We start from the raw sequence: 24,357 nt of genomic DNA on the forward strand, positions 1-24,357 counted from the left end.
AGAGGCCGTCGACACGACGCGTCGCGCTCAACCCACCCGCGCTTCGCCCTCGCGCTCGACTTCCCCGTCGTCCGCACGCGTGCGCGCCAGCACGGGCTTGAGCGCCTGCCCGGTATGGCTCGCGCTCACCTTCGCCAGCGCCTCCGGCGGTGCCGCCGCGACGATCGTGCCGCCGCCCACGCCGCCTTCCGGCCCGAGATCGATGATCCAGTCGGCTTCCGCGATCACGTCGAGGTCATGCTCGATCACGACGACGCTGTGCCCCGCATCGACGAGCCGGTGCAGCACGCGAATCAGCTTCGCGACGTCCGCCATGTGCAGGCCGACCGTCGGTTCGTCGAGCACGTACAGCGTGTGCGGCGCCTTCTGGCCGCGCCGCGTGATGTCGTCGCGCACCTTCGTCAGCTCGGTGACGAGCTTGATGCGCTGCGCCTCGCCGCCCGACAGCGTGGGCGACGGCTGGCCGAGCGTCAGGTAGCCGAGCCCGACGTCCTTCATCAGCTGCAGCGGATGCGCGATGTTCGACATCGGCGCGAAGAATTCCACCGCTTCGTCGATTTCCATCGTCAGCACGTCGCCGATGTTCCGGCCGCGCCACGTGACGGCGAGCGTTTCGGGGTTGAAGCGCTGCCCGTGGCACACGTCGCACGGCACCTTCACGTCGGGCAGGAAGCTCATGCCGATCGTGCGCACGCCTTGCCCTTCGCACGCGGGGCAGCGCCCGTCGCCGGTATTGAACGAGAAGCGCGACGCCGTGTAGCCGCGCGCCCGCGCTTCCAGCGTATCGGCGAACAGCTTGCGGATCGTGTCCCACACACCGATATAGGTGGCCGGGCACGAACGCGGCGTCTTGCCGATCGGCGTCTGGTCGACTTCCAGCACGCGGTCGATCTGCTCCCAGCCGCTCAGCGACGCACAGCCCTGCCACGCATGCGTGACGTTCAGCGACGGCCGCGGCGCGCTGCGCGCGAGCACGCTCGAACGGCGATTGGCGGCCGGCGCATCCTGCTGCGCGGCCTTACGCGCGCGCCGCGTGGCCGGCGACGACAGCACCGAGCGGCCGACCGCATCGAGCAGGTTCGTCATCAGCACGTCACGCGCGAGCGTCGACTTGCCCGAGCCGCTCACGCCCGTCACCGCGACGAGCCGCGCGAGCGGAATGCCGACGGTGACGTCGCGCAGGTTGTGCAGCTTCGCGCCATGCACGGTCAGCCACGCGTCCGGCACCGCCGGCTCGCCCTTCCTGCCCGGCAGGCTCACGCCGCGGCGCGGCTGCAGCGGGTGCGTCATCGGCTGCGCGAGCAGCCGCCCGGTAACCGAATCGGACTGCGCGGCCAGATCGGCCACCGCGCCCTGCGCGACCAGCGTGCCGCCGCGCTTGCCGGCGCCCGGGCCGACGTCGATGATGTGATCGGCGCGGCGAATCGTGTCCTCGTCATGCTCGACGACGACGAGCGTATTGCCCTTGTCGCCGAGCTTGCGCAGCGCGTCGAGCAGGATCTGGTTGTCGCGCGGATGCAGGCCGATCGTCGGCTCGTCGAGCACGTAGCACACGCCCTGCAGGTTGCTGCCGAGCTGCGCGGCGAGCCGGATGCGCTGCGCTTCGCCGCCCGACAGGCTCGGCGCCGCGCGATCGAGGCTCAGGTAGCCGAGCCCGACTTCCTCGAGAAACGCGAGACGGCTGCCGATCTCGCTGACGATGTCGCGCGCGATCTGCGCGTCGCGCCCGGTGAGTGCCAGCCGGTCGATCCAGCGGCGCGTGTCGGACACCGTCCATTGCGCGACTTCGACGATCGGATGCGCATCGAACGTAACCGCGCGCGCGGACGGGTTCAGCCGCGTGCCGTGGCAGTCCGGGCACGGCTCGTTGCCGACGCCTTCCGGTTCCTGCTCGTCCGACGGCAGCGTCTGCTCGCGGCCGCGATCGTCCCCGGCGAGCACGGTGTCGTCGTACGCGGCGCGCTGCTCGCGCGTGAGCGTGACGCCGGTGCCGACGCAGGTCGTGCACCAGCCGTGCTTGCTGTTGTACGAAAACATCCGCGGGTCCAGCTCCGGATAGCTCGTGCCGCACACCGGGCACGCACGCTTGACCGACAGCACCTTGACCGTGCCGACGCGCGCGGTGGAATGATCGTTGCGCATCGCATCGTGCAGCCCGTCGAGCGGTGCGAGCAGATGCATCACGCCCTTGCCGAGCTCGAGCGTGTCGTCGAGCATGCGCCGCAGCTCGGCCTCGTTGTCCGGCGACACGACGATATCGGCCACCGGCAACTCGATCGTGTGCTCGCGGAAGCGGTCGAGCTTCGGCCACGGATCGACCGGCACGAACTCGCCGTCCACGCGCAGATGCGTGCTGCCGCGCGCCTTCGCCCATTTCGCGAGATCGGTATACACGCCCTTGCGGTTCACGACGAGCGGCGCGAGCAGCCCGACGTGCTCGCCGCGATGATCGCGCAGCAACTGCGCGGCGATCGATTCGACCGATTGCGACGTGACCGGCGTGCCGTCGTGGATGCAATGCTGCAGGCCGAGCTTCACGTACAGCAGCCGCAGGAAGTGCCAGACCTCGGACGTGGTCGCGACGGTGCTCTTGCGCCCGCCGCGCGACAGCCGCTGCTCGATCGCCACCGTCGGCGGGATGCCGTACACCGCGTCGACTTCGGGGCGGCCGGCCGGCTGCACGATCGAGCGCGCATACGCGTTCAGCGATTCGAGGTAGCGGCGCTGGCCTTCGTGGAACAGGATGTCGAACGCGAGCGTCGACTTGCCGGAACCCGACACGCCGGTGATCACGTTGAACTTGCCGTGCGGGATGTCGACGTCGAGGGATTTCAGGTTGTGCTCGCGCGCGTTGACGATCCGCACGACGTCCTCGCCTTCGATCGCACGCCGCTCGCGCGCCGCATTCAGCACGGCCTGCAGCGGCTTGCCTTCGTCGGCGAGCGCCGCTTCGGTATCCATGTCGCGGTCGTACTGCAGCAGCGCCACGCCCGTGTGCGATTCGGCGCAGCCCTTCACGTCGTCGGGCGTGCCCGCGCACAGCACGCGCCCGCCGCCGTCGCCGCCTTCCGGGCCGAGGTCGATCAGCCAGTCGGCCGCGCGGATCACGTCGAGGTTGTGCTCGATCACGATCAGCGAATGGCCGGCCGCGAGCAGCTTGCCGAACGCCTGCATCAGCTTCGCGATGTCATCGAAGTGCAGCCCGGTGGTCGGCTCGTCGAACATGAACAGCTTCGCGCGCGCGATGCGCGCCTCTTCCGTCGCGACCCGGCGCCCGTTGGCCGCCGCCGCCGATTCGGCGAGGAAACCGGCCAGTTTCAGCCGCTGCGCCTCGCCGCCCGACAGCGTCGGCACCGGCTGGCCGAGCTTCACGTATTCGAGGCCGACGTCGACGATCGGCTGAAGCACGCGCAGCACCTCGGCGTCGGCCGCGAAGAACGCGGCCGCCTCGCTGACCGTGAGGTCGAGCACGTCGGCGATGTTCAGCGCGCGGCCGTCGCGCTCGATGCGCACTTCGAGAATCTCGGCGCGGTAGCGGCTGCCGTCGCAGTCCGGGCAGCGCAGGTAGACGTCGCTCAGGAACTGCATCTCGATGTGCTCGAAGCCCGAGCCGCCGCAGGTCGGGCACCGGCCGTCGCCCGAGTTGAAGCTGAACGTGCCCGCGCCGTAGCCGCGCTGCAGCGCGAGCGGCGCCTTCGCGAACAGCTTGCGGATTTCGTCGAACGCGCCGACGTAGCTCGCCGGGTTCGAGCGCGTGGTCTTGCCGATCGGCGACTGGTCGACGAACACGACGTCGCCCACCTGGTCGGCGCCCGTGAGGCTGCGGTAGGCGCCCGGCGACTCGGTCGCCTTGCCGTGGTGCCGCGCCATCGCCGGATACAGCACGTCCTGCAGCAGCGTGGACTTGCCGGAGCCCGACACGCCCGTCACGCAGACGAGCCGTTGCAGCGGAATCTCGACCGTCACGTCGCGCAGGTTGTGTTCGCTCGCGCCTTCGAGCACGATGCGCGGTGTGTTCGCGTCGACCACGCGGCGCGCCCAGTTCGACGCATGCGCGACCTGCTTGCGCCCGCCGAGATATTCGCCCGTCAGCGTGGGCGCGGAACGGATGTCGGCCGGCGTGCCGTCGTAGACGATCGTGCCGCCGCGCTCGCCGGGGCCGGGCCCCATGTCGATCAGCCGGTCGGCCGCGAGCATCACCGACGGATCGTGTTCGACGACCACCAGCGTATTGCCCGCGTCGCGCAGCCGCTGCATCGCCTCGACGATCCGCGTGAGGTCGCGCGGATGCAGCCCGATGCTCGGCTCGTCGAGCACGAACAGGGTTTTCGTGAGCGACGTGCCGAGCGCCGTCGTCAGGTTGATCCGCTGCACTTCGCCGCCCGACAGCGTGCGGCTCTGCCGGTCGAGCGTCAGGTAGCCGAGCCCCACGTCGCACAAGTATTTCAGGCGCGTGCGCACCTCGGCGAGCAGCAGCTTCAGCGCATCGTCGAGCAGCGCGCTCGGCAGCGTGATGTCGTCGAAGAAGCGGCGGATGCGCTCGATCGACAGCAGCATCAGGTCGTGCACGGTCAGGCCCGGCAGCGCTTCGAGCTGCGCGCGGCTCCAGTCGACGCCGCGCGGCATGAAGCGATCGGCCGGCGCGAGCACGCGGTCGGCATTCTCCTTCGAGCCGAGCCGCCATTGCAGCGATTCCGTCTTCAGGCGCGCGCCGCCGCACACGTCGCACGGCGTGTAGCTGCGGTATTTCGACAGCAGCACGCGGATGTGCATCTTGTACGCCTTCGATTCGAGATAGCCGAAGAAGCGTTTCACGCCGTACCACTGGCTCTGCCACTTGCCGTTCCAGTCGGGCGAACCGTTGACGACCCAGTCGCGCTCGGCGTCCGACAGGTCGGCCCACGGCGTGTCGCGCGGGATGCCGGCTTTCGCCGCGTAGCGCATCAGGTCGTCCTGGCACTCCTTCCATGCGGGCGTCTGCATCGGCTTGATCGCCCCGCCGCGCAACGTCTTGCGCGCGTCGGGAATCACGAGGCCGAGATCGACGCCGATCACGCGGCCGAAGCCGCGGCAGGTCTCGCACGCGCCGTACGCCGAGTTGAACGAGAACAGCGCCGCCTGCGGCTCCGCGTAGCGCAGGTCGCTGTCGGGATCGTGAAGGCCGGTGGAAAAACGCCACACCTGCGGCTCGGCGACTACGTTTTCCGCCTCCGCCGCGAGCACGTAGACGTTCACGCGGCCGCCGCCGCGCTTCAGCGACGCCTCGATCGCCTCGACCACGCGCGCCTTGTCGGCGCCTTGCACGCGGAAGCGGTCGGCCACCACGTCGAGCACCTTGCGCGCGCCCGTGGGCGACGCCACTTCGCGCTGCGCCTGCACGCGCGTATAGCCGCTCGCCGACAGCCACTGCGCGATTTCCTCGTCGGACACCGCTTCCGGCAGCTCGACCGGGAACGTGACGACGACGCGCGGATCGTCCGCCTGCGTGCGCGCGACGAGCTCCGCGTAGATCGTTTCCGGCGTGTCGTGCCGCACCTGCCGCGCGGTCTGGCGGTCGAACAGCTCGGCCGCGCGCGCGTACAGCAGCTTCAGGTGATCGTTCAGCTCCGTCATCGTGCCGACCGTCGAGCGCGAACTGCGGACCGGGTTGGTCTGGTCGATCGCGATCGCGGGCGGCACGCCGTCGACGCGCTCGACCTGCGGGCGGTCCATCCGGTCGAGGAACTGCCGCGCGTACGCGCTGAAGGTCTCGACGTAGCGCCGCTGGCCTTCCGCATACAGCGTGTCGAACACGAGGCTCGACTTGCCGGAGCCCGACGGGCCGGTGACGACCGTCATCTCGCCGGTGCGCAGGTCGAGATCGAGGTTCTTGAGGTTGTGCTGACGTGCTCCGCGAATGCGGATCAGATTGCTGGATGACAATTTGCCTGCCCGTCTGAATGAGTTAGCCGGAATTCACGGTGCCGGAACGCTGTGGCGGATACGCGCAATGCGCGGCGACCGTGCCGCACGGGTCATGCCCGCGCCGCTCGAGTTCGACGGATACTATACTGTATATTCATACAGTTTTCCATGCGCGGCGCGTGTGCGGGAAAGCCGCCAGATTACGCCGGCTTCGCGTCGGCGGGCCCGGCCTTGCGTTCACGCGCCGGTGGGTTGGTCCGGCCCCGTCAATCGCTTGCGCGTCACGCGCGCCGGCAGCGCCGTCATGCCGCACCTGCGTGCTACGCCTTCTTCGAATAGGCGCTGCACCAGCCCTTGGCCGCCACCTGCTTGCCGCCGAAAATGGCGCACGGCGCGATCGCGGCGCCGGTCTTGCCCTGGAAGAACTGGCAATTCGCACAGGCCTGGCCCGCCTGAAACTTCGGAAATTTCGCGCGATCGACCCGGCCGGCATCCGCCTTGTAACCGAGCGCCAGCGCGTTTGCATCGGATTCCTGCACCACCCCGGCATCCGCCGCCGCGCGACGTCCGACGGCCAGCGCGGACGCGAAAACGGTGGTGGCTGCGATGAAACGTCGGCGTGAGAATGTCATGGGAGCCTCCTTTCAGGTGTGCGTGAACGCATGTCGGGAAAGCGAGATTCCGCGACGACATGACGGCGTCCGGCGATCGCCCCGTATGGCGCCCACGCATCGCACCCGTCGCGATGCGCGGCGCCGGTCGACCGGCGCACGGTGATTGACGGGATGCACGGCTGTCGACGGGATCAGTGGAAGAACAGCACCCGCATGCCGAACGTGTGATGCGCTTCGGCGGCCATCAGCACCAGCAGCACCAGCAGGCACAGCGGCGGGATCAGGATCGCGTACACCAGCGCCAGCCGCTCCCACATCATGTGCATGAAAATCGACACGATCAGCCCGGCCTTGGCGATCATCAGCACGACGATCAGCACCCAGCGCAGCAGGCCCTGCACGTGGAAGTAGTCGACCAGGTACGACAGCGTGCTCAGCACGAACAGCAGGCCCCAGATCTTCAGGTAGATGCCGACCGGATGCTGCTGGCCGTGCGCGGCGTCGGGTCGATCGGCGGGATCGGTATGGTCCATACCCGGCCTCACCACAAATAGAACAGCGCGAAGATGAACACCCACACGAGATCGACGAAGTGCCAGTACAGGCCGGCAATCTCGACGATCTGAAAGTTGCCGCGATCGGCGAACCCCGGTTGCAGGATCTTGCGTGCGACCAGCAGCAGGTAGATCACGCCGCAGCTCACGTGAAAGCCGTGGAACCCGGTGATCATGAAGAAGCACGCGCCGAACTGGGCGGCGCCCATCGGGTTGCCCCACGGCCGTATGCCTTCGCGGAAGATCAGATTGCTCCATTCGAAGGCCTGCAGCGACACGAAGGTCGCGCCCAGCAGCGCGGTCGCCAGCAACAGCGCGGCGGCGCGCCTGGCGTTGCGCCGGTAGCCGAAGTTCACGGCCATCGCCATCGTGCCGCTGCTGCTGATCAGGATGAACGTCATGATCGCGATCAGCAGCAACGGCACCTCCACGCCGCCCACGGTGAGCCCGAACACCTTCGACGTATCGGGCCACGGCGCCGTGGTCGACATGCGCACCGTCATGTAGCCGATCAGGAAGCTGCTGAAGACGAAAGTGTCCGACAGCAGGAAGATCCACATCATCGCCTTGCCCCACGGCACCTTGAACGCTTCGCGGTCGGCCGACCAGTCGGTGACGATGCCGCGCCAGCCGTCGGGGCCGCCGCCGGGCGGCGCGAGGTCGACGGCCGGTTCGGCCGCGGATTCGCCGGCGGATTCGGGGTGGAGCGTGGGCGAGGTCATGGGGCGGCTCCATACAGCGGCCCGCAAACGGCGGCGACGATCGCGGGGGTGATCCACCACATCGCCGCGAGCAGCACGAGCCAGACCGCCAGCAGAAAATGCCAGTAGATCGCGCACAGTGAGATGGCGCGCTGCGCGCGGAACGGGTCCGCGCGCCGCACACGCACGATGGTCATCCCCCAGGCCGCGAGCCCGCCGAGCACGTGCAGCCCGTGCAGGCCGGTGAGCAGGTAGAGGAAGCTGTCGGACGGATTGACGGCGATCGTCTGCCCGGCGGCGGACAGCATGCGCCACGCGGCCAGTTGCCCGATCACGAACAGCGCCGCCAGCCCCCCGCCGGCGACCAGCCACGCGGCGCGGTGCCAGGTGATCCGCCGGGCCTGCTGCATCGCCGCGCTTGCGAGCGCCAGCGCGCCGGTGTTCCACCAGAGCAGCGCCGGGTGCGGGATCGGCTGCCAGTCCGGCTCGCGCATGCGCATCCCATAGGCGAGCAGCAGCAGCGAAAACAACGCGGTGGCGACCGCCATGAAGACGATCAAACCCGTGCGGCCCGCGTTCGGCGCGCCGGATCGCGCATCGGGAACGAAGGGGCGCGGCAGCGTGGTCATTCGCGCGCCTCGCCGGGATGAAGCGCCGGCCGGGCCGGCTCGGGCCCGGATGGCGTCGCGGGCGGCTGGTTCTGCGGGACGAAGTCCTGCGCCTGCCCCGGTGGACTGTATTCGTATGCCCAGCGGTAAACGACCGGCGGCGCGGCGCCCCAGTTGCCGTGCGCCGGCGGCGTTTGCGGCGTCTGCCATTCGAGCGTGGTCGCGCGCCACGGGTTGCCGTCGGCGCGCTTGCCGCGCGCGAGGCTCCACGCGAGGTTGAACAGGAACAGCAGCTGCGCGGCCGCGACGATCAGCGCGACGACGGTAATGAACGCGTTGAGCGTCTGCGCCGAATGCGGAATGAAACTGTAGCCCTCGTACGCGTAATACCGTCGCGGCATGCCGAGGATGCCGAGATAGTGCATCGGGAAGTAGATCGCATAGGTCCCGACGAAGGTGATCCAGAAATGCACGCGCCCGAGCGTGTCGTCGAGCATGCGGCCCGTCACCTTCGGATACCAGTGATAGAGGCCGCCGAACACCACCAGGATCGGCGACACGGCCATCACCATGTGGAAGTGCGCGACCACGAAGTACGTGTTCGACAGCGGAATGTCCACGCTCACGTTGCCGAGGTAGAGCCCGGTCAGCCCGCCCAGCACGAACGTGCTGATGAAGCCGATCGCGAACAGCATCGGCACGGTCAGATGGATGTCGCCGCGCCACAGCGTCAGCACCCAGTTGTAGACCTTGAGCGCGGTCGGCACGGCGATGACGAGCGTGGTCGTCGCAAAGAAGAAGCCGAAGTACGGGTTCATGCCGGCGATGAACATGTGGTGCGCCCAGACCACGAAGCTCAGCGCACCGATGACGACGATCGCCCACACCATCATCCGGTAGCCGAAGATGCTCTTGCGCGCGTGCGTGCTGATGAGGTCCGACGCGATGCCGAAGGCCGGCAGCGCGACGATGTAGACCTCCGGATGCCCGAAGAACCAGAACAGGTGCTGAAACAGCAGCGGGCTGCCGCCCGCGTGCTTGAGCGTCTGCCCCATCGACACCACGGCCGGCACGAAGAAGCTGGTGCCGAGCGTCCGGTCGAGCAGCATCATCGCCGCCGACACGAACAGCGCCGGAAACGCGAGCAGCGCCAGGATGGTCGCGGTGAAGATCCCCCACACGGTGAGCGGCATGCGCATCAGCGTCATCCCGCGCGTGCGCGCCTGCAGCGTGGTGGTGACGTAGTTCAGGCCGCCCATCGTCGCCGCGACGATGAAGATCGCCAGCGACACGAGCATCAGCACGATGCCCCATTGCACGCCCGGCGTGCCCGGCAGGATCGCCTGCGGCGGATACAGCGTCCAGCCCGCGCCGGTCGGCCCGCCCGGCACGAAGAAGCTCGCCATCAGCACCAGCACGGCCAGCAGGTAGACCCAGTAGCTGAGCATGTTGGGGAACGGGAACACCATGTCGCGCGCGCCGAGCATCAGCGGGATCAGGTAGTTGCCGAAGCCGCCCAGGAACAGCGCCGTCAGCAGGTAGATCACCATGATCATCCCGTGCATCGTGACGAACTGGTAGTAGTGGGTCGCGTCGATGAACGCGAACTTGCCCGGGAAGCCGAGCTGCAGCCGCATCAGATCCGACAGCACCATGCCGACCAGGCCGATGGCGATGGCCGTCAGCGCGTACTGCACGGCGATGACCTTGTGGTCCTGGCTCCACACGTAGCGGGTCCAGAAGCTGCGCGGGGCGTGGTCGGGGTGTGCGTACGTCATGGCCTCTGCTCCGCTAGCGCCGGGCCGCGTCGGCGGTGTCCGGCCCGCCCTGCGCCTCGATATAGGCGACCAGCGCGTTCAGTTCCTGGTCGCTCAGGTCGAAGCGCGGCATGATCGGCGAGAAACCCTTCACGACGCGGGCCGTCGGGTTGCGGATGAACGCGCGCAGATACGCGTCGTCCACCTTCGCGGTGCTGCCGTCGGCCATCGTTTCGGTCTTGCCGTACAGCCCCTTCCACGTCGGGCCGACGCGCGGACTGCCGTCCACGGTATGGCACGCGACGCAGCCCTTGGCCGCCGCGAGCGTCCTGCCCAGCTCGGCGAGCGCCGGTGCGCCGCCGCCCGCGGCGGCGGATGCCGACTGCACGCCGGCCAGCTGCCGTTGCGCGAACGTCGGCTGCCGCGCGAGCCAGCGCGAGAACGATGCCTCGTCCTCCACCACCACCACGCCGCGCATGCCGGAGTGCCCGATGCCGCAGAGCTGCGCGCACAGGATGTCGTAACGCCCCGCCTTGGTCGGCGTGAACCAGAAGGTGGTCACCATGCCCGGCACCATGTTCATGCGCGCGCGAAACGGCGGCACGTAGAAGTCGTGCAGCACGTCGCGCGACCGGGTCAGCACCTGGACCGGCCGGTTGAGCGGCAGGTGCACCTCGGGCGACTCGATCAGGTAGTTGTCGCGGCCGTTGGGGTCGGCGGGATTCAGGCCGAACGGGTTGTCGTTGCTGATGTAGCGCACGTCCGTCGTGCCCAGCTTGCCGCCCGGTCCGGCGAAACGGAAGCGCCATTGCCATTGCTGGCCGAGCACTTCCATCTGCAACGCCTTCGGCGGCGGCCGGACGTAGTCCGCGTAGACGAAGAGCCCCGGCGCCAGCAACGCCGCCACGCCGACCGAGGTCAGCCCGATCAGCCACCATTCGAGCCGCCTGTCGTGCGGCGCGTAGGCGGCGCGATGGCCGTCGCGGTGACGGTAGCGCACCAGTGCGATCACGATGAACAGGTTGATCGCGATGAAGAATGCGCCGGTGATGACGAGCGTGATCGTCAGCATGTCGTCCATGCGCACCCAGTTCGACGCGATCGGCGTGATCCACCAAGGGCTGGCAAAGTGAAACCCCACCGCCAATACGATGATCAGGACCAGGGCAATCGCAAGGGCCATACGCCGCCTCGCTGCATGTCACGCGCTCGAGCCGTCGGCACGACGCGGCCGGCGGCGTCGTGCCGCATCGCCGCGTTTCGCATTCTTCTTATCGTCGTATCGTCGGCGCTCGGCGCCGGCGACTCCGCCGGGATCGCTTCACGATGCGTCGCATACGACGGCTCTAAAGAAAAAGGTAGTCCGCTCCCGTGCATCGTGCAAGGCAGCGCGGCGGGGCGCGCACGCCGCGTATTTCAGGCCCGCGCGACGGGAGGGATCGATACGTCAGTGGCCGTGCCCGCGCCATCGCTCCAGCCTGCCGTAAGCGACGGCGGCGACCACGCCGAACAGCAGGTTGGCCAGCAACGGCCCGGCACCCCGTTCCGACACGAACCACGGAAACACGGCCGTCATCACATGGAAGTTCCACGCATACGCGACGATACCGAAGGCCAGCCCGATCACCGCTTCCATCCCCACGCTCGAATCGAAGCGGAACGGCGCGATGATCGCGGCGAGCATCATCCCCATGATCGCGCCGAGCACGTAGTGCAGCAGCAATGCCATCGCGACGATTTCGAGCTTGAATTGCGAGAGCTGACCGAGCGCGCTGCGGCCCATCACCATCGCCGCGATCTTGTGGGTCGGCCGCCACGGGCTTTCACCGAGCACCAGCGTCGACCAGAAGAATTCCAGCACGATCACCAGCGCACCGCCCGCGAGGCCGGCCACCGCGGCGGCGACCCAGTCCGGCGTGCGCCGTTCCCAATGATGTGATTGAAGGTGCAGTTCCATATGACCTCCTTGCTGAAGCTGCTGAAGATTCGACTTCAGCACTCGGGTTCCGAACGCGCGATTCGCGCCGACGGCCCGTGATCCTCAACGGCCGGATACGGGGCCGGCGCAACGCGCGAGAAGCCCGTGCGGCGCATCGGAACGCAACGGCATGCCGCCGAGGATCGCGGCCATGCGAACACGCGTTCGTCGGGGCACGTCGACGAGCGCCGGTGTCCGTATCTGCGAATGTTCGCGCGTCAGGGGAAGATCGGCGTCGTGGGTTCGGCGCCCTCCAGGTCCGCCGTCGGAAAATGCCGGGCGACCATCTCCTCGATTTCCTGCTCCCGCAGCGCTGGCACGTCGGCCATGATCAGGATCTGGCCGTCCCGGATGGCTTCGCGGAATCGCGCGAGTCGCCCGTTCGGCTCGGCGATGCCGATCATCGCGGCCGTCCACGCGCCGAAGCCCGCGCCCGCGAGCGTCAATGCGACGACGGCGCCGCCCGCGATCACGAGTTCCGCGGGAGGGAACACCAGCGCGACGAGGCCGATGAGCGCGCCGGTCGCACCGCCGAGCGCGACGCCGCGCTCGAGCGCATGCACGACGTCGCTGCTCTGAAGCAACGATGCTTCGGGCAACTCATCGAGTTGGACGCTGTGATTGGCGAGCACATGAATATGGCGCCAGATGATGCGAGCGCGCAGCAGGTCATCGACGATCGCCTTCGCCATCTGCGTATCGGGGACGAGAAAATAAAGGCGTCTCATGGCACCCCCCTCTTTTTCCATCGGCTCATCCGCAACGGAGCCTGTTTCATTCTAGGTCAGCGTCGGCCGCATGGTATCCGTGCGCACACGGGCATTCCGACGGTGACATCGCGTTCGGGGTTCGGGGTCGCATGCGGGTATCGTGCGCGGCTTTGCGCTTGCACACGCGCCGCGTCGGACCCACGGCCTCACGTCGACGACACGGCAGACTGCCGCATCCTCTCCTGCCTGCTAGACTGGAATTTCCCCCTGCAACCGATGGAGGGAATCATGATGTCCGTCTACGTCGTGAAGACCGGCGAGCAATTCCTCTGCACTGCCGAGGACGGCGACATCGGCATGGCGCCAGCAATCGAAGACGCAATGTCCTTCGGTTCGTATGACGAAGCGGAAAAAGCGGCGAATACGCATGCCGACCCCGGATACGAGATCGTGGCCGTCTGCGTGATCAGGCACTGATCCGTTGCGCGGCGCGGATGACGGCTCGCGGATCGAACCTGCATCGCGCCGCTGCTGCAACGGCGTCCGTGCGACGACGGCGGCGACACCGCACACGCGCCGCGTTCGCGTATCTGTCCTCGACGGCCCGCGTTGCCATCTAGCGCCGCTGCCGCAAGCGCGCCGTCCCGTCCGTGTCGACGATCACGCCTGCGGCAACCGCGGTCGCTACGCGTTACTTCTGCAGCGAAATTTCCACACGGCGATTGCGTGCACGGCCCTCGACGGTATCGTTCGATGCCGCCGGATTGGCTTCGCCGTGCCCCGTCGCGGCAAACGAATCCGCCTTCAGCCCGTGTTCGCGCAGATACGCGGCGACGGCATCGGCGCGGCGCTTCGACAGCGCCTGGTTGTGCGCGTCCGAGCCGGTCGCGTCGGTATAGCCGTCCACGTCCACGCGCGAGAAATGCTTGTCGCCCTGCTGGTCGAGCAGCTTGTCGAGCGCGGCGCTCGCCGCGGGCGTGAGCACCGCCGAGTCGGTCGCGAAGTACGCATCGCCGGTCAGGCTCACCTTCTCGACCGCGGCCGGTGCCGGCGCGGCGGCCGCCGCGACCGGCGCGGGGGCCGCACCGCACTGGAACACCATCGAGTGCGGATCGGCGCCGTCGCGGTACGGCGTCGTGGAGTCGATCCGGCGCACCGGCTCGTTGCCGCACATGCGCGTCGCGACCTTCACGCAGGTCTGCGCGCTCGACAGGATGCCGTGACAGTCGACCCGGAAGGTCCGGATGCCGTCACGGGGCTGAAGTTCATAGGCGTTGTAAGTCGGCCCCGACGCGCTCGAACAGGCCGCGAGGGAAACGACGGACGCCAGCAGGGCAAGATGGATGTTTTTCACTTGTTGACTCCGAAAATGCGAGGGGCGCGACGCGGGCGGCGCAACGATGCAGCCGCATCCGCGTGCGATTGCGTTCGGCGCGGTCCGCTCCGGCAACGCGTGCCGGAACGAACCGCTGCGCGCGATCACTTCCACTGATACAGCATGCCCGCGCCGACGACGCGCTGGCTGCCGGCGAAACCGCCGTTCACCGTCGCCTTCAGGTTCTCCGTGATACGCGCCTGCATGCCGACCGCCATGGCCTTCTGGCCCTGGAACGTCGCCGTGCCGACCCCCATCGCGAAGTTCGAATCGCGGTCCATGTGCGGAATCGACGCCATGGCGGCGGTGGCCGCGATCCCCTCACGTGCCATCGAATCGGTCTGCTGGATCTGCTGCTGCATCTGCGTGAGCTGGTTGTTGACCGTGTTCAGCGACTGCGTGAATTGGTTCGACACCGCATTCAGCTGATTGACGTTCACCGCGTCGTTGCCTTGCGTGCCGGCCGCGACGTTGGCGACCTGCCGCGGCGAATCCGCCGAGCCGACCGCGACCACGTTCGACCGGCCGCCGTCGTTGCTGCCCGCGCCGAGCGCGGTCGAATTGTTGCCCGACGCTACCGCACCGACGCCGATCGCGGTCGAGCCGTTACCGGACGCCGTCGACGCGTTGCCGACCGCCGTGCTGTTCGAGCCCGATGCCACCGAGCCCGAGCCGCCCGCCGACGAGTTCGCGCCGGCCACCACCGGCGCAACGTTCGTGCCGGTCGGATGGGTCGAATACGAGCCGTTCGCGGTGCGCTGGTCGATCAGCGTCGTCAGTTGGTTCGCGACCGAGTCGAGCTGCGACACGTTCACCGCATCCGTGCCGCTCTTGCCTGCCGCGAGGCCGGTGATCTGCCGGTTGCCGACGTTCACTTCGCCCGCGGACGATTGCGGGCTGGTCAGGCCGTACGCGATGTAGTTCGTCAGTGCGCCGACCGTCGTCAGTGAACCCGCGCCGAGCGCGACGCTGTTCGCGAACGTCGACGACGCGCCGGCCCCGAGCGCGAGCGCATCGGTCGCGGTGCTGCGCGCGCCGGAACCGAGCGCGACGCTGCCCACGCTGACCGCCGCCGCGTTGGCGCCCTGTGCGACCGACTGCGCGCCGGTCGCCGTCGCGCCGCTGCCGAGCGCGATCGCGTCGGCCTGCGCGGAACTCGCCGCCTGACCGATCGCGATGCCGCCGGGCGCGGTCTGATCGACGATCGCGCCGTTGCCGATGCCCACGCCGTTGTCGCCGTTCACGACCGTCGTCGGCCCGACCGCGACCGATTCCGCGCCGACCGCGAGCGAATCCGCCGCCGTCGAGTTCGCATGAAAGTATTTCTCCGGCGTGACCGCGAACGACTGCAATGCGCCGGTCAGCTGCCGCACCGTCACCGCGTCGTGTTGCCCGGTGCCGTCCGCGAGATTGGTGATCTGACGGTAGGTCTTGCCCGTCGCATCGCCGAGCGACACCGCGCCGAGCAGTTTCTCGTCGGTCGTATCGAACGGAATCGACGCGCTGCCGTTGCGCAGGAATCCGGACGACTGCACGATCGGCCGATCGGACACCGAACCCGAGCCGAGCGCGATGCTGCCGTCCACGCGCGCGATCGCGTTCGGGCCGATCGCCACGCTGTCGACACCGAGCGCCTGGCTGTCCGGTGCGGTCGAGTTCGCGTGGAAATACTTGATGCCGTTCGCGTTGATGTTGTCGATCGCCGAACCGACGTTGTGGTTGACCGTCGTCGAGCCGTCGCTGTTGTACGTCACGTACGACGGCGCCGAAATCGCGCCGGTCGTCGGATCGTAGGTGGCCCCGCCGCCGATCGCGCCCGCCGTGCTGTTGCCGAGATTGGTGTTGTTGTTCGCGATCGAGCTGAGGCCCGTGGACAGCGAGCCGATGCCCGTCGACGTCGCGGTGGACAGCGACGTCAGGCTGCTGTTCGTGCTCGACAGCCCGGTGGACAGCGAGCCGACGGTCGTCGAGGTCGACGTCGACAGCGACGAAATCGCGCTGGTCGTCGAGCTGAGGCCGGTGGACAGCGAACCGATGCTGGTCGACGTGGCGGTCGACAGCGACGTGACGTTGCTGTTCGTCGCGCTCAGGCCGGTGGACAGCGAGCCGATGCCCGTCGACGTGGACGTCGACAGCGACGTCACCATGCTGTTCGTCGAACTCAGGCCGGTGGACAGCGAGCTGATTCCGGTCGACGTGGATGTCGACAGCGACGTCACCGTGCTGTTCGTCGAGCTCAGGCCGGTGGACAGCGAGCTGATGCCGGTCGACGTCGACGTGGACAGCGACGTCACCGTGCTGTTGGTCGAACTCAAGCCGGTGGACAACGAGCCGATTCCCGTCGATGTGGACGTGGACAACGACGTGATCGCGCTGTTGGCCGACGACAGACCGGTGGACGTGGACGTCGACAACGACGTCACCGCGCTGTTCGTCGAGCTCAAGCCGGTGGACAACGACCCGATCCCCGTCGACGTGGACGTGGACAACGACGTGATCGCGCTATTGGCCGACGACAGACCGGTCGACGTGGACGTCGACAGCGAGGTTACCGTGCTGTTCGTCGAACTCAGGCCCGTGGACAACGAGCTGATCCCCGTCGATGTGGACGTCGACAACGACGTGATCGCGCTATTGGCCGACGACAGACCGGTGGATGTCGACGTCGACAGCGACGTCACCGCGCTGTTGGTCGAACTGAGGCCCGTGGACAACGAGCCGATCCCCGTCGACGTCGATGTGGACAGCGACGTGATCGCGCTATTGGCCGACGACAGACCGGTGGATGTAGACGTCGACAACGACGTCACCGTGCTGTTGGTCGAACTCAGGCCCGTGGACAACGAGCTGATCCCCGTCGACGTCGACGTGGACAACGATGTGATCGCGCTATTGGCCGACGACAGACCGGTGGACGTGGACGTCGACAGCGAGGTGACGGCGCTATTGGTCGAACTCAGCCCCGTGGACAACGAGCCGATCCCCGTCGACGTCGACGTGGACAACGACGTGATCGCGCTATTGGCCGACGACAGACCGGTGGACGTGGACGTCGACAGCGAGGTGACGGCGCTATTGGTCGAACTCAGCCCCGTGGACAACGAGCCGATCCCCGTCGACGTGGACGTCGACAACGACGTGATGCTGGACTGCGTCGACGTCGACAGCGACGTCACCGCCTGATTCGTCGCATCGAGCTGCGAGCCGTTGATCGCATCCGTGCTCGACGAACTGATCCGCCCCGCGGCGACGTTGGTGATCTGGCGCTCGTGGCCCGCCGCGCCGACGCTGACGACGCTGGTCGGATTGACGCCGTTGAACGTGTACGTGACGCCGCCGATGGTGCCGGTCGAGGTCGGATTCGGCGCAGCCGTCACCGACCCGGAGCCGAGCGCGACGTCGCCGGCGCTGGTCGCCGCCGTCGCGCCGTCGCCCAACGCGATATTGCCGGCGATGCCCGCCGCGCCCGCCGTCGATCCGTTGCCCAGCGCGACGCTGCCCTGACCGATCGCCTTGTTGTTGTTGCCGATCGCCACCGCGCCATTGGCCTGATTGGAGACCGTCGCGGATGCTGTGCCGTCGCTGTTGGCGATGTTGTTCGCGCCGCCCGTGAACGCCCCCGTGCCGCTGGCGTAACTCGGATCGCCGATCGCCACCGCACCGTTGCCGACGGCGGTGTTGCCCGCGCCGATCGACACCGCCGTGCCGCCCGTGGCGGTGGCGCCCGTGCCGATCGCCACGGCGTTGCCCGCATCGGCGACGGCGCTGCTGCCCATCGCGATCGCGTTGGCGGCCGACGCATTGGCGGCATCGCCGATCGCCACGGCGGCGTTGCCGGTCGCGGCCGCGGTCGCGCCGAATGCGGACGAGAACTGCCCGGTCGCCTGGCTGCCGGCACCGACCGCGGTCGCGCGATAGGTCGGCGTGCCGGTGTTGTTGCCCGCGTTCGACGAAGCGCCGATGGCGACACTGCCGTCGTCGGTCGCCGAAGCTGCCGCGCCCAGGGCAACCGTGTTCGTCGCGGCGGACGTGGCCTGCGCGCCCAGCGCGATCGCGTTGGCGCCGGTCGCCTTGCTCGAGGTGCCTGCCGCGAACGCGTTGGTCTGCGATGCCGTCGCGCTGGCGCCCAGCGCGGTCCCCGCTGCGCCGGTGGCGAGCGCGAGATTGCCGAACGCAAGGCCGAACTGCTGCGTCGCGCTCGATTGCACGCCCATCGCGATCGAACTGACGCCCGATCCAACGGTGTTCACGCCGAACGCAATCGCATTGTTGGCGGTGGCCGTCGTATTCGAGCCCATCGCGATCGAACTGGAGCCGAGCGACTGCGTGCCCGAACCCGGCACGCCGGCGGTGCCGCCCCAGCCGATCGCGATCGACGAAGTACCCTTCGCGCCGCTGTTGACGCCCATCGCCACACCCGAATTTCCGGAGGCCAGCGCGCCGCTGCCCACCGCAACGCCGGCCGCGCCCGAACTCGTCGACTGGTTGCCGAGCGCAACCGAGCCCGTGTTGGTCGCATTCGACGCATAGCCGAGCGACACGCTTTGCGCCCCGACCGCGCTCGCCCCGAGACCGAGCGCGGCCGCATACTGGCCGGACGCCAGCGCGTTGTTGCCGAGCCCGACGGCCGAAACGCCGGTCGCGGCCGCGCCGCTGCCCATCGCCACCGCGCCGGTTTGGGTCGCGCTCGACAGATTGCCGACGGCAACCGAGAAAGAGCCGCTGCTGATTGCCTGCACGCCCAGCGCCGCGCTGTTGAAGCCGGTCGCCTGCGAGTTGATGCCGATGGCCGTCCCGCCATCGGCCATCGCACGCGCGCCGGGGCCGATCGCCGTGGACGACTGGCCCGCCGCGGTCGACAGGTTGCCGTAGGAGGTCGCATTCACCTGCGACGCGACGGAACCGTTGCCGATCGCGGTCGAACTTGCGCCGCCGGTCGCGGAGCCGCCGCCCGCCGAATATTGCGCATGCGCGCCGGCCTGGAACAGCCCGAGATACGCGGCCGCCATCATCACGACGAGCCGCCTGGGCGACAGCGCCGCCTGCGTTGAAAGGCCCGCGACGGCGCCCGCGTCCGCCGCATGCGCGGCCGCGCTTCTCGACGACGCGACCCGCTTGCCGCGCGCACGATCGAGCTCCGACGCCGCGACCCACGCGCCCAGTGCTTCGTTCCAGATCGACTTGAACGACTTGTTCATCTTGTTTTCCCTCGGTTCACATGTGCTGGATGACGCAACAGCGAACGCGACCGGGCAAAGACTGTCTCCGTCTCCGTTTTCACCCGCCTCGCGACGCTCCGCAACCTACTTCGGACTTCTAAATTGACTGCCGAGCAGTTCTGCACGGCGCACGCGACACACGTCGCAAGCACACGACCGCACGACGACGATCGCGGTTTATCGATTCATGGAAGCCGGGTGCCCGGATCGGGCGGCACGCTGCGCGCCGTTCCGGGAACGCGCGCGGACGCCCGCCCCGTCGCGCGTGACGCGCGGGCGACCTCGAATCTCATGAGATTGCGTCGTTCAGACGCCGGATGGACGGACGTCGCGCCGAACCGGCGCGCCGCCCGCGTAGTGTTATTCGGGGGGAGGATGACGCCGCATGCCCCCCGGAGCCGACGCATGCGCCGCCGGATCGCGGCCGCTGACAGCCGACACCGGGTCGGGCGAACCGGTGCTTTGATCTGCCATGCTTTCGATATTCATGTTTTTCGTGCCCCGCCTGAATCGAGAGTGCATTTCGCAATCGCCGTCCGGAAAATCGTACCGCCCGGCAATCGACGCGAACCACTCACCCTTTCCATCCTCGCGTACGCATTCCATTCCGGATTTCCGGAATGGAATGCGACTGCCGGACGACCCCTGCACTGAATTACCCTGCTGACTTTCTTTGACTATTTCTTGTTGCCTGATGTGCCAGAATTGCATCGTCATCCATGCTTCGTCGGTCATTTTTCATATCAGATCATTCGACGAACGATGGAACCCGCATTACCTCGTGCCAACCTGCATTGCATCGCTGCTTTCCAGAAGGTTTAGACTGCCAGCATCCAATGTCACATTGAATACCGCATTCTCGAAAAGACGGCGGCAACAGAAAATTTCGCGCGGAACCGGCCGGTACCCAAGAACCGATTCCATCCGCGTCGCGCCAAGTGTGCCGGGCTTCTCCGGATCGAACCTTTTCCGAAGCGGACAAATTGTTTTCTGGAGCGGAAGTTATTTACATTCATACGATTCGCCGTCGTCCTCCTCGATAAATGTGAAAGTAGTTTTAACCGGATATAAATAAAATCTTAATCTCCGGCAAAACGAATTGACGGAATCGATGAATTCCCGCACCGATCACATTTCTACAAAAAGAACGCCAATTCATCATCCGGGCCAATTTCATGGCCGCGTCATTTAATCGGCAATAAAGGCCGGTATTTAATATCGAATCCGGAATTTTTTGCCGACTCCTTTTCCGCCGTCCGGGTGGGCGATCGCCACCGGATCTTCGCGCTGTCAAACATGTCCATACGCGCCGCACGGAATCCCACCGTCGGGGTCTTTGTCGACTTATAATTTTTTGCAACAATCGCGCACAACGATGCAGCGAGTCCGCCCCCCCGGCCTACCCCCTAAGCCTTCGCAACCATGTCATCCCGCTCGTCCAGTTCGGCGTTGCCTCGCGCCACACCGGATCTCGCTGGCGCACACATTCTCGTCGTAGACGACCGCCCGAACGACCTGCGGCTCCTGACGGAAATCCTGCGTGTCGCGCAGTGCCGGATCAGCGTCGCATTCGACGGCCTGCAGGCCTATCACCGCGCGCAGGCCATCGCGCCCGACCTGATCCTGATGGATGTGAGGATGCCGCGCATGGACGGTTTCGCCGCGTGCCGGCTGCTGGCGTCCACGCCGTCGACGCAGAACATTCCCGTCATCATCCTGACGGCCGCGGGCGATCTCGAGGACCGGATCGCGGGGCTCGAAACGGGCGCGCTCGACTACATCGTGAAGCCGTTCGAACCGGCCGAGGTGATCGCCCGCATCCGCAATCACCTGAAGCGCGCGCGGCGCAGCCCGCCGTTCGCGCACCTGCCCGAACTGCCCGATCACCCCGACGCCGCACTGGTGCGCGCGGCCAGCGAGATCCTGCTGCGCGAGCTGCGCCATCCGCCGGCGCTCGACGAACTCGCGCGGCAGGTCGGCACGCACGAGAAGCGACTGTCCCGCGTGTTCCGCGATCACCTGGGCCAGTCCGTGTTCGAATATCTGCGCGATACGCGGCTGCGGGCGGCGAAGCACTTTCTCGCGGAAACGTCGATGGGCATCGGCGACATCGCCGAGGAGATCGGCTTTTCGACGCCGGGCAATTTCGCGACCGCGTTTCGCGAACGCTTCGGCATCACGCCGTCCGACTGGCGGCGGCAGCGCCCGACGCCCGACGCGCCGCCGCCGTCGCATGAACACCCGCGCAATGCATAGGCGTCGCGCATCCGGCTGGCTCGCCATCCTGCCGCTGCTGGTGGCACTGGTGGCCGCGCGCGCGGCGCCCCGCGTCGACGCGACGGCACCCACCGCGCAAACCGCGCGCGTGGAAGCGATGTCGATCGTCGAGGATCCGGGCGCGGCGATGTCCGTCGGCGACGTGGCCGCGCGGCTCGAACGCTCGCGCCGCGACGCCCCCGCGGCAGCGGAACCGGCGTTCAACGTCGAGTTTTCCCGCTCGGCGTGGTGGGTGGGCGCGACGCTCGCCAATCTCGACACCGTCGAGCGCGCGCTGGTGCTCGCGATTCGCGACGCACGCGTCGACCGCGCGGACTTCTATGTCGATCGCGGCGGCGCGTGGACGCTCGCCGGCCGATTCCCGGCGGAGGGCGGCAACGCGAATCCGCCGGTCTCCCGCTATCCGGTGCTCGACGCGACGCTACGAGCGGGCGAACGGCTGCCCGTGCTGATCCGCATCACGTCGCGCAAGGAAATGCGGCTCGAACCGGCCGCGTTCACCCGCGATGCGTGGAACGCACACGAACTGCGCGCCGCGATGTGGAACTTCGGCTTCTTCGGCGGCCTGCTCGCGCTCGTGTGGTGCGCGCTGCTGATCGGGTTCTTTTCGCGCAGCCGCCTGTTCGTCGTGCTCGCGGCGCTGGCCCTGAGCACGACGCTGTTCGAGGCGACTTACCGCGGCTATACCGTGATGTATCTGTGGCCCGGCGCCTACGCGTGGTCGGCGCGCGGCGAAGTGATCTTCGCGTATCTGGCGATCGCGTGCTTCATCGTCTTCATCCTGATGATCGCGCGCCGCGAGAAGGCCGGCATGCCGATGCGCACGGTCTACGTCGCGTTCCTCGCGCTCGAATGCGTCGGCATGGCCGGCGCGGCATTCGGCGACCTGCTGACGTTCACGTGGTTCTGCCTGCGGCTGAACATGGCGCTGGGGTTCGTGAACATCGGCCTCGCGCTGATGCTCGTGATCCGCCGCACGCCGACGAGCCGCGTGATGCTGCTCGCCGTCACGTTCGCGAGCTTCAACATCCTGCTGCGGATGCTCGACGGCATGAGCGCGACGCCGGCGTGGCTGCTCTGGCTGAAATCCGATTTCTATCCGAACCCCGTCATCGCCATCGTCGGCCTCGCGACGCACCTGCTGGTGCTGGCCGCATGGATCGACCACGTGGGCCGCCAGCGCACCGAGGCGCGCAAGCGGCTCGAACACTGGCAGCTCACCGAGCAGGATCGCCTGCGCGACGAAGTCGCGCGGCGCACGGTGGCGCTCAACGACGCGTTGCAGCAGTCGAAGACGCACATGCTGCAGAAGATCGAGACGCTCGGCTATGTCAGCCACGACCTGCGCGCGCCGCTGTCGACGATCAACGGCTACGCGAAGCTGCTGCTGCAAGGCGCGACGCGCAGCCAGGCGCGGCTGATCCGGTCGATCGACCGCAGCATCCGCTACCAGCTCACGCTGATCGACGAATTGCTCGCGTTCACGAAGGCCGAACTCCAGCCGCTCGGCATCGCGCCCGACCGCACCGACCTGCCCGCGCTGCTGGACGACATCGGCCACTACGCGGTCGCGCTGTGCGCGCAGCAGGACAACCGGTTCGTCTACCGGCCCCTCACGGCGCTGCCGCGTACGGTGCTGATCGACGGCATCCGGTTGCAGCAGGTGCTGCTGAACCTGCTGTCCAATGCATCGAAATTCACGCGCGACGGCACGGTCACGCTGTCGGTGCATGCATCGCGCGACAGCGACGACACGTGGCGCCTGCTGTTCGAGGTCGCCGATACGGGCATCGGCATCGACATCACCGCGACCACCGACATCTTCCGCGCGTACCAGCAGGTACAGGCCGTCAACGGCGGCACCGGGCTCGGCCTGTTCATCGCGCAGCGCATCGTCGCCGCGATGGGCGGCGAGCTGGCCGTCACCAGCCAGCCGGGCGTCGGCACGTCGTTCTCGTTCCCGGTCGTCGCGCCCGCCCTCGGCCATGCGCTCGCGCCGGCGTCGGGACTTATCAGGCGGTTTCAGCCCGACGGCGACGTACCGGAGATCGTCGTGCCCGCGATGCGCTGCCCGAGCGCCGACGCGCTCGCCGAGCTGATCGTGCTCGCCGGCGAAGGCCGGCTAACCGATATCGAGGAATGGCTCGGCCGGTATGCGGACGAGCCGGACCATGCGCCGTTCGTGCGGACGATGCGCGAGCACCTCGATGCGCTGGACCTGCCCGCGATCGAAAAACTGGCCGGTTCGCTCAAGCGGACGCGCGTGCCGGACGGATTGTTCGACACCGAGGCGGACGCGGCCGGGCGGGCCTGACGGCACGGGAACGGGCACACGCACACACCGGCGTGCGCGCGCTGTCGATCACGCCACCTCGTCTCGCGCGCGATGCCGCTCGGCCCGCTCGACGACGCGGGCCAAGCGCATGATGTCGGTCAACCCGAATTCGCCGGCATCCTGGCGCGGGCGGCCCTGCTCGTCGGCCACGCGAATCGCGAACGCCAGCGCTTCCGAGCGTTCGCGCAGCAGCGCCCGCAATGCATCGGCCACGATCCGGCGATCGCGCGCGTCGCCCAGATCGAGCAGCGGCCGCCGGCCGGGCTCGGCGGCGGACACGTGGGCCGCGGCCGCCGTCACGTTCTCGCGTGTCATCCCGCTCTCG

16 protein-coding genes are annotated in these 24,357 nt (G+C 67.9%); 3 read left to right on the plus strand and 13 right to left on the minus strand.

All coding sequences use genetic code 11. The features are described 5' to 3' along the window. Positions 1 to 27 precede the first annotated feature (27 nt). From uvrA to HWX08_RS09065, 9 genes are all read right to left on the minus strand, one after another. Positions 28 to 5,922 carry an excinuclease ABC subunit UvrA gene (uvrA, locus tag HWX08_RS09025; protein WP_174920436.1) on the minus strand — a complete coding sequence of 1,965 codons (5,895 nt, stop codon included), beginning with the start codon at positions 5,920 to 5,922 and terminating at the stop codon, positions 28 to 30. Between the two features lie 302 nt (positions 5,923 to 6,224). Then, positions 6,225 to 6,536 (minus strand): high-potential iron-sulfur protein, encoded by a 312-nt coding sequence (locus HWX08_RS09030; RefSeq protein ID WP_174920437.1) that lies wholly within the window; start codon positions 6,534 to 6,536, stop codon positions 6,225 to 6,227. Between the two features lie 173 nt (positions 6,537 to 6,709). Then, positions 6,710 to 7,051 (minus strand): cytochrome C oxidase subunit IV family protein, encoded by a 342-nt coding sequence (locus HWX08_RS09035; RefSeq protein WP_174920438.1) that lies wholly within the window; start codon positions 7,049 to 7,051, stop codon positions 6,710 to 6,712. Between the two features lie 8 nt (positions 7,052 to 7,059). Next, positions 7,060 to 7,794 carry a heme-copper oxidase subunit III family protein gene (locus tag HWX08_RS09040; protein WP_174920439.1) on the minus strand — a complete coding sequence of 245 codons (735 nt, stop codon included), beginning with the start codon at positions 7,792 to 7,794 and terminating at the stop codon, positions 7,060 to 7,062. After that, complete coding sequence (locus HWX08_RS09045; protein ID WP_174920440.1) at positions 7,791 to 8,402, minus strand: cytochrome c oxidase subunit 3; 612 nt, start codon at positions 8,400 to 8,402, stop codon at positions 7,791 to 7,793. The genes HWX08_RS09040 and HWX08_RS09045 overlap by 4 nt, the downstream gene beginning before the upstream one ends. Further along, positions 8,399 to 10,159 (minus strand): cytochrome c oxidase subunit I, encoded by a 1,761-nt coding sequence (gene ctaD, locus HWX08_RS09050; RefSeq protein ID WP_174920441.1) that lies wholly within the window; start codon positions 10,157 to 10,159, stop codon positions 8,399 to 8,401. The genes HWX08_RS09045 and ctaD overlap by 4 nt, the downstream gene beginning before the upstream one ends. A gap of 13 nt (positions 10,160 to 10,172) precedes the next feature. Next, on the minus strand, positions 10,173 to 11,321 hold the full coding sequence (locus tag HWX08_RS09055) for a c-type cytochrome (protein WP_174920442.1): 1,149 nt from the start codon (positions 11,319 to 11,321) through the stop codon (positions 10,173 to 10,175). 264 nt (positions 11,322 to 11,585) lie between these two features. Further along, positions 11,586 to 12,095: a hypothetical protein gene (locus HWX08_RS09060; RefSeq protein WP_069258590.1), complete on the minus strand. Its 510-nt coding sequence runs from the start codon at positions 12,093 to 12,095 to the stop codon at positions 11,586 to 11,588. Between the two features lie 239 nt (positions 12,096 to 12,334). Continuing rightward, the gene (locus tag HWX08_RS09065) at positions 12,335 to 12,844 is read right to left on the minus strand and encodes a DUF1269 domain-containing protein (RefSeq protein WP_069258591.1); all 510 of its coding nucleotides are present in this window, start codon (positions 12,842 to 12,844) and stop codon (positions 12,335 to 12,337) included. 270 nt (positions 12,845 to 13,114) lie between these two features. Between HWX08_RS09065 and HWX08_RS09070 the strand changes: the two genes are divergently transcribed. After that, entirely contained in the window at positions 13,115 to 13,303 is a 189-nt protein-coding gene (locus HWX08_RS09070; protein WP_069258809.1) for a hypothetical protein, read from the plus strand. Between the two features lie 214 nt (positions 13,304 to 13,517). Here HWX08_RS09070 and HWX08_RS09075 read toward each other — a convergent pair whose 3' ends face one another. The 3 genes from HWX08_RS09075 to HWX08_RS09085 form a co-directional block, all read right to left on the minus strand. Then, positions 13,518 to 14,180, minus strand: coding sequence for an OmpA family protein (locus HWX08_RS09075; RefSeq protein ID WP_174920443.1), 663 nt, complete (start codon positions 14,178 to 14,180; stop codon positions 13,518 to 13,520). Between the two features lie 125 nt (positions 14,181 to 14,305). Beyond that, positions 14,306 to 19,399, minus strand: a complete 5,094-nt coding sequence (locus HWX08_RS34585) for a YadA-like family protein (protein ID WP_175807010.1) — start codon at positions 19,397 to 19,399, stop codon at positions 14,306 to 14,308. A 381-nt stretch (positions 19,400 to 19,780) separates the two neighbouring features. Continuing rightward, positions 19,781 to 20,155, minus strand: coding sequence for a hypothetical protein (locus tag HWX08_RS09085; protein ID WP_174920445.1), 375 nt, complete (start codon positions 20,153 to 20,155; stop codon positions 19,781 to 19,783). Between the two features lie 687 nt (positions 20,156 to 20,842). Between HWX08_RS09085 and HWX08_RS09090 the strand changes: the two genes are divergently transcribed. Further along, positions 20,843 to 21,676, plus strand: a complete 834-nt coding sequence (locus HWX08_RS09090; RefSeq protein ID WP_174920446.1) for a response regulator transcription factor — start codon at positions 20,843 to 20,845, stop codon at positions 21,674 to 21,676. Next, a complete protein-coding gene (locus HWX08_RS09095; RefSeq protein WP_174920447.1) occupies positions 21,669 to 24,011 on the plus strand; it encodes a sensor histidine kinase in 2,343 nt (780 codons plus the stop codon). Before HWX08_RS09090 ends, HWX08_RS09095 begins: the two co-directional genes overlap by 8 nt. Before the next feature lie 48 nt (positions 24,012 to 24,059). Here the strand turns inward: HWX08_RS09095 and HWX08_RS09100 are convergent, their stop codons facing one another. After that, positions 24,060 to 24,347 carry a hypothetical protein gene (locus HWX08_RS09100; RefSeq protein WP_174920448.1) on the minus strand — a complete coding sequence of 96 codons (288 nt, stop codon included), beginning with the start codon at positions 24,345 to 24,347 and terminating at the stop codon, positions 24,060 to 24,062. Between the last annotated feature and the right edge of the window lie 10 nt (positions 24,348 to 24,357).

Origin of the sequence: Burkholderia metallica (assembly GCF_902832845.1) — a bacterium.
GTDB lineage: Bacteria > Pseudomonadota > Gammaproteobacteria > Burkholderiales > Burkholderiaceae > Burkholderia > Burkholderia metallica.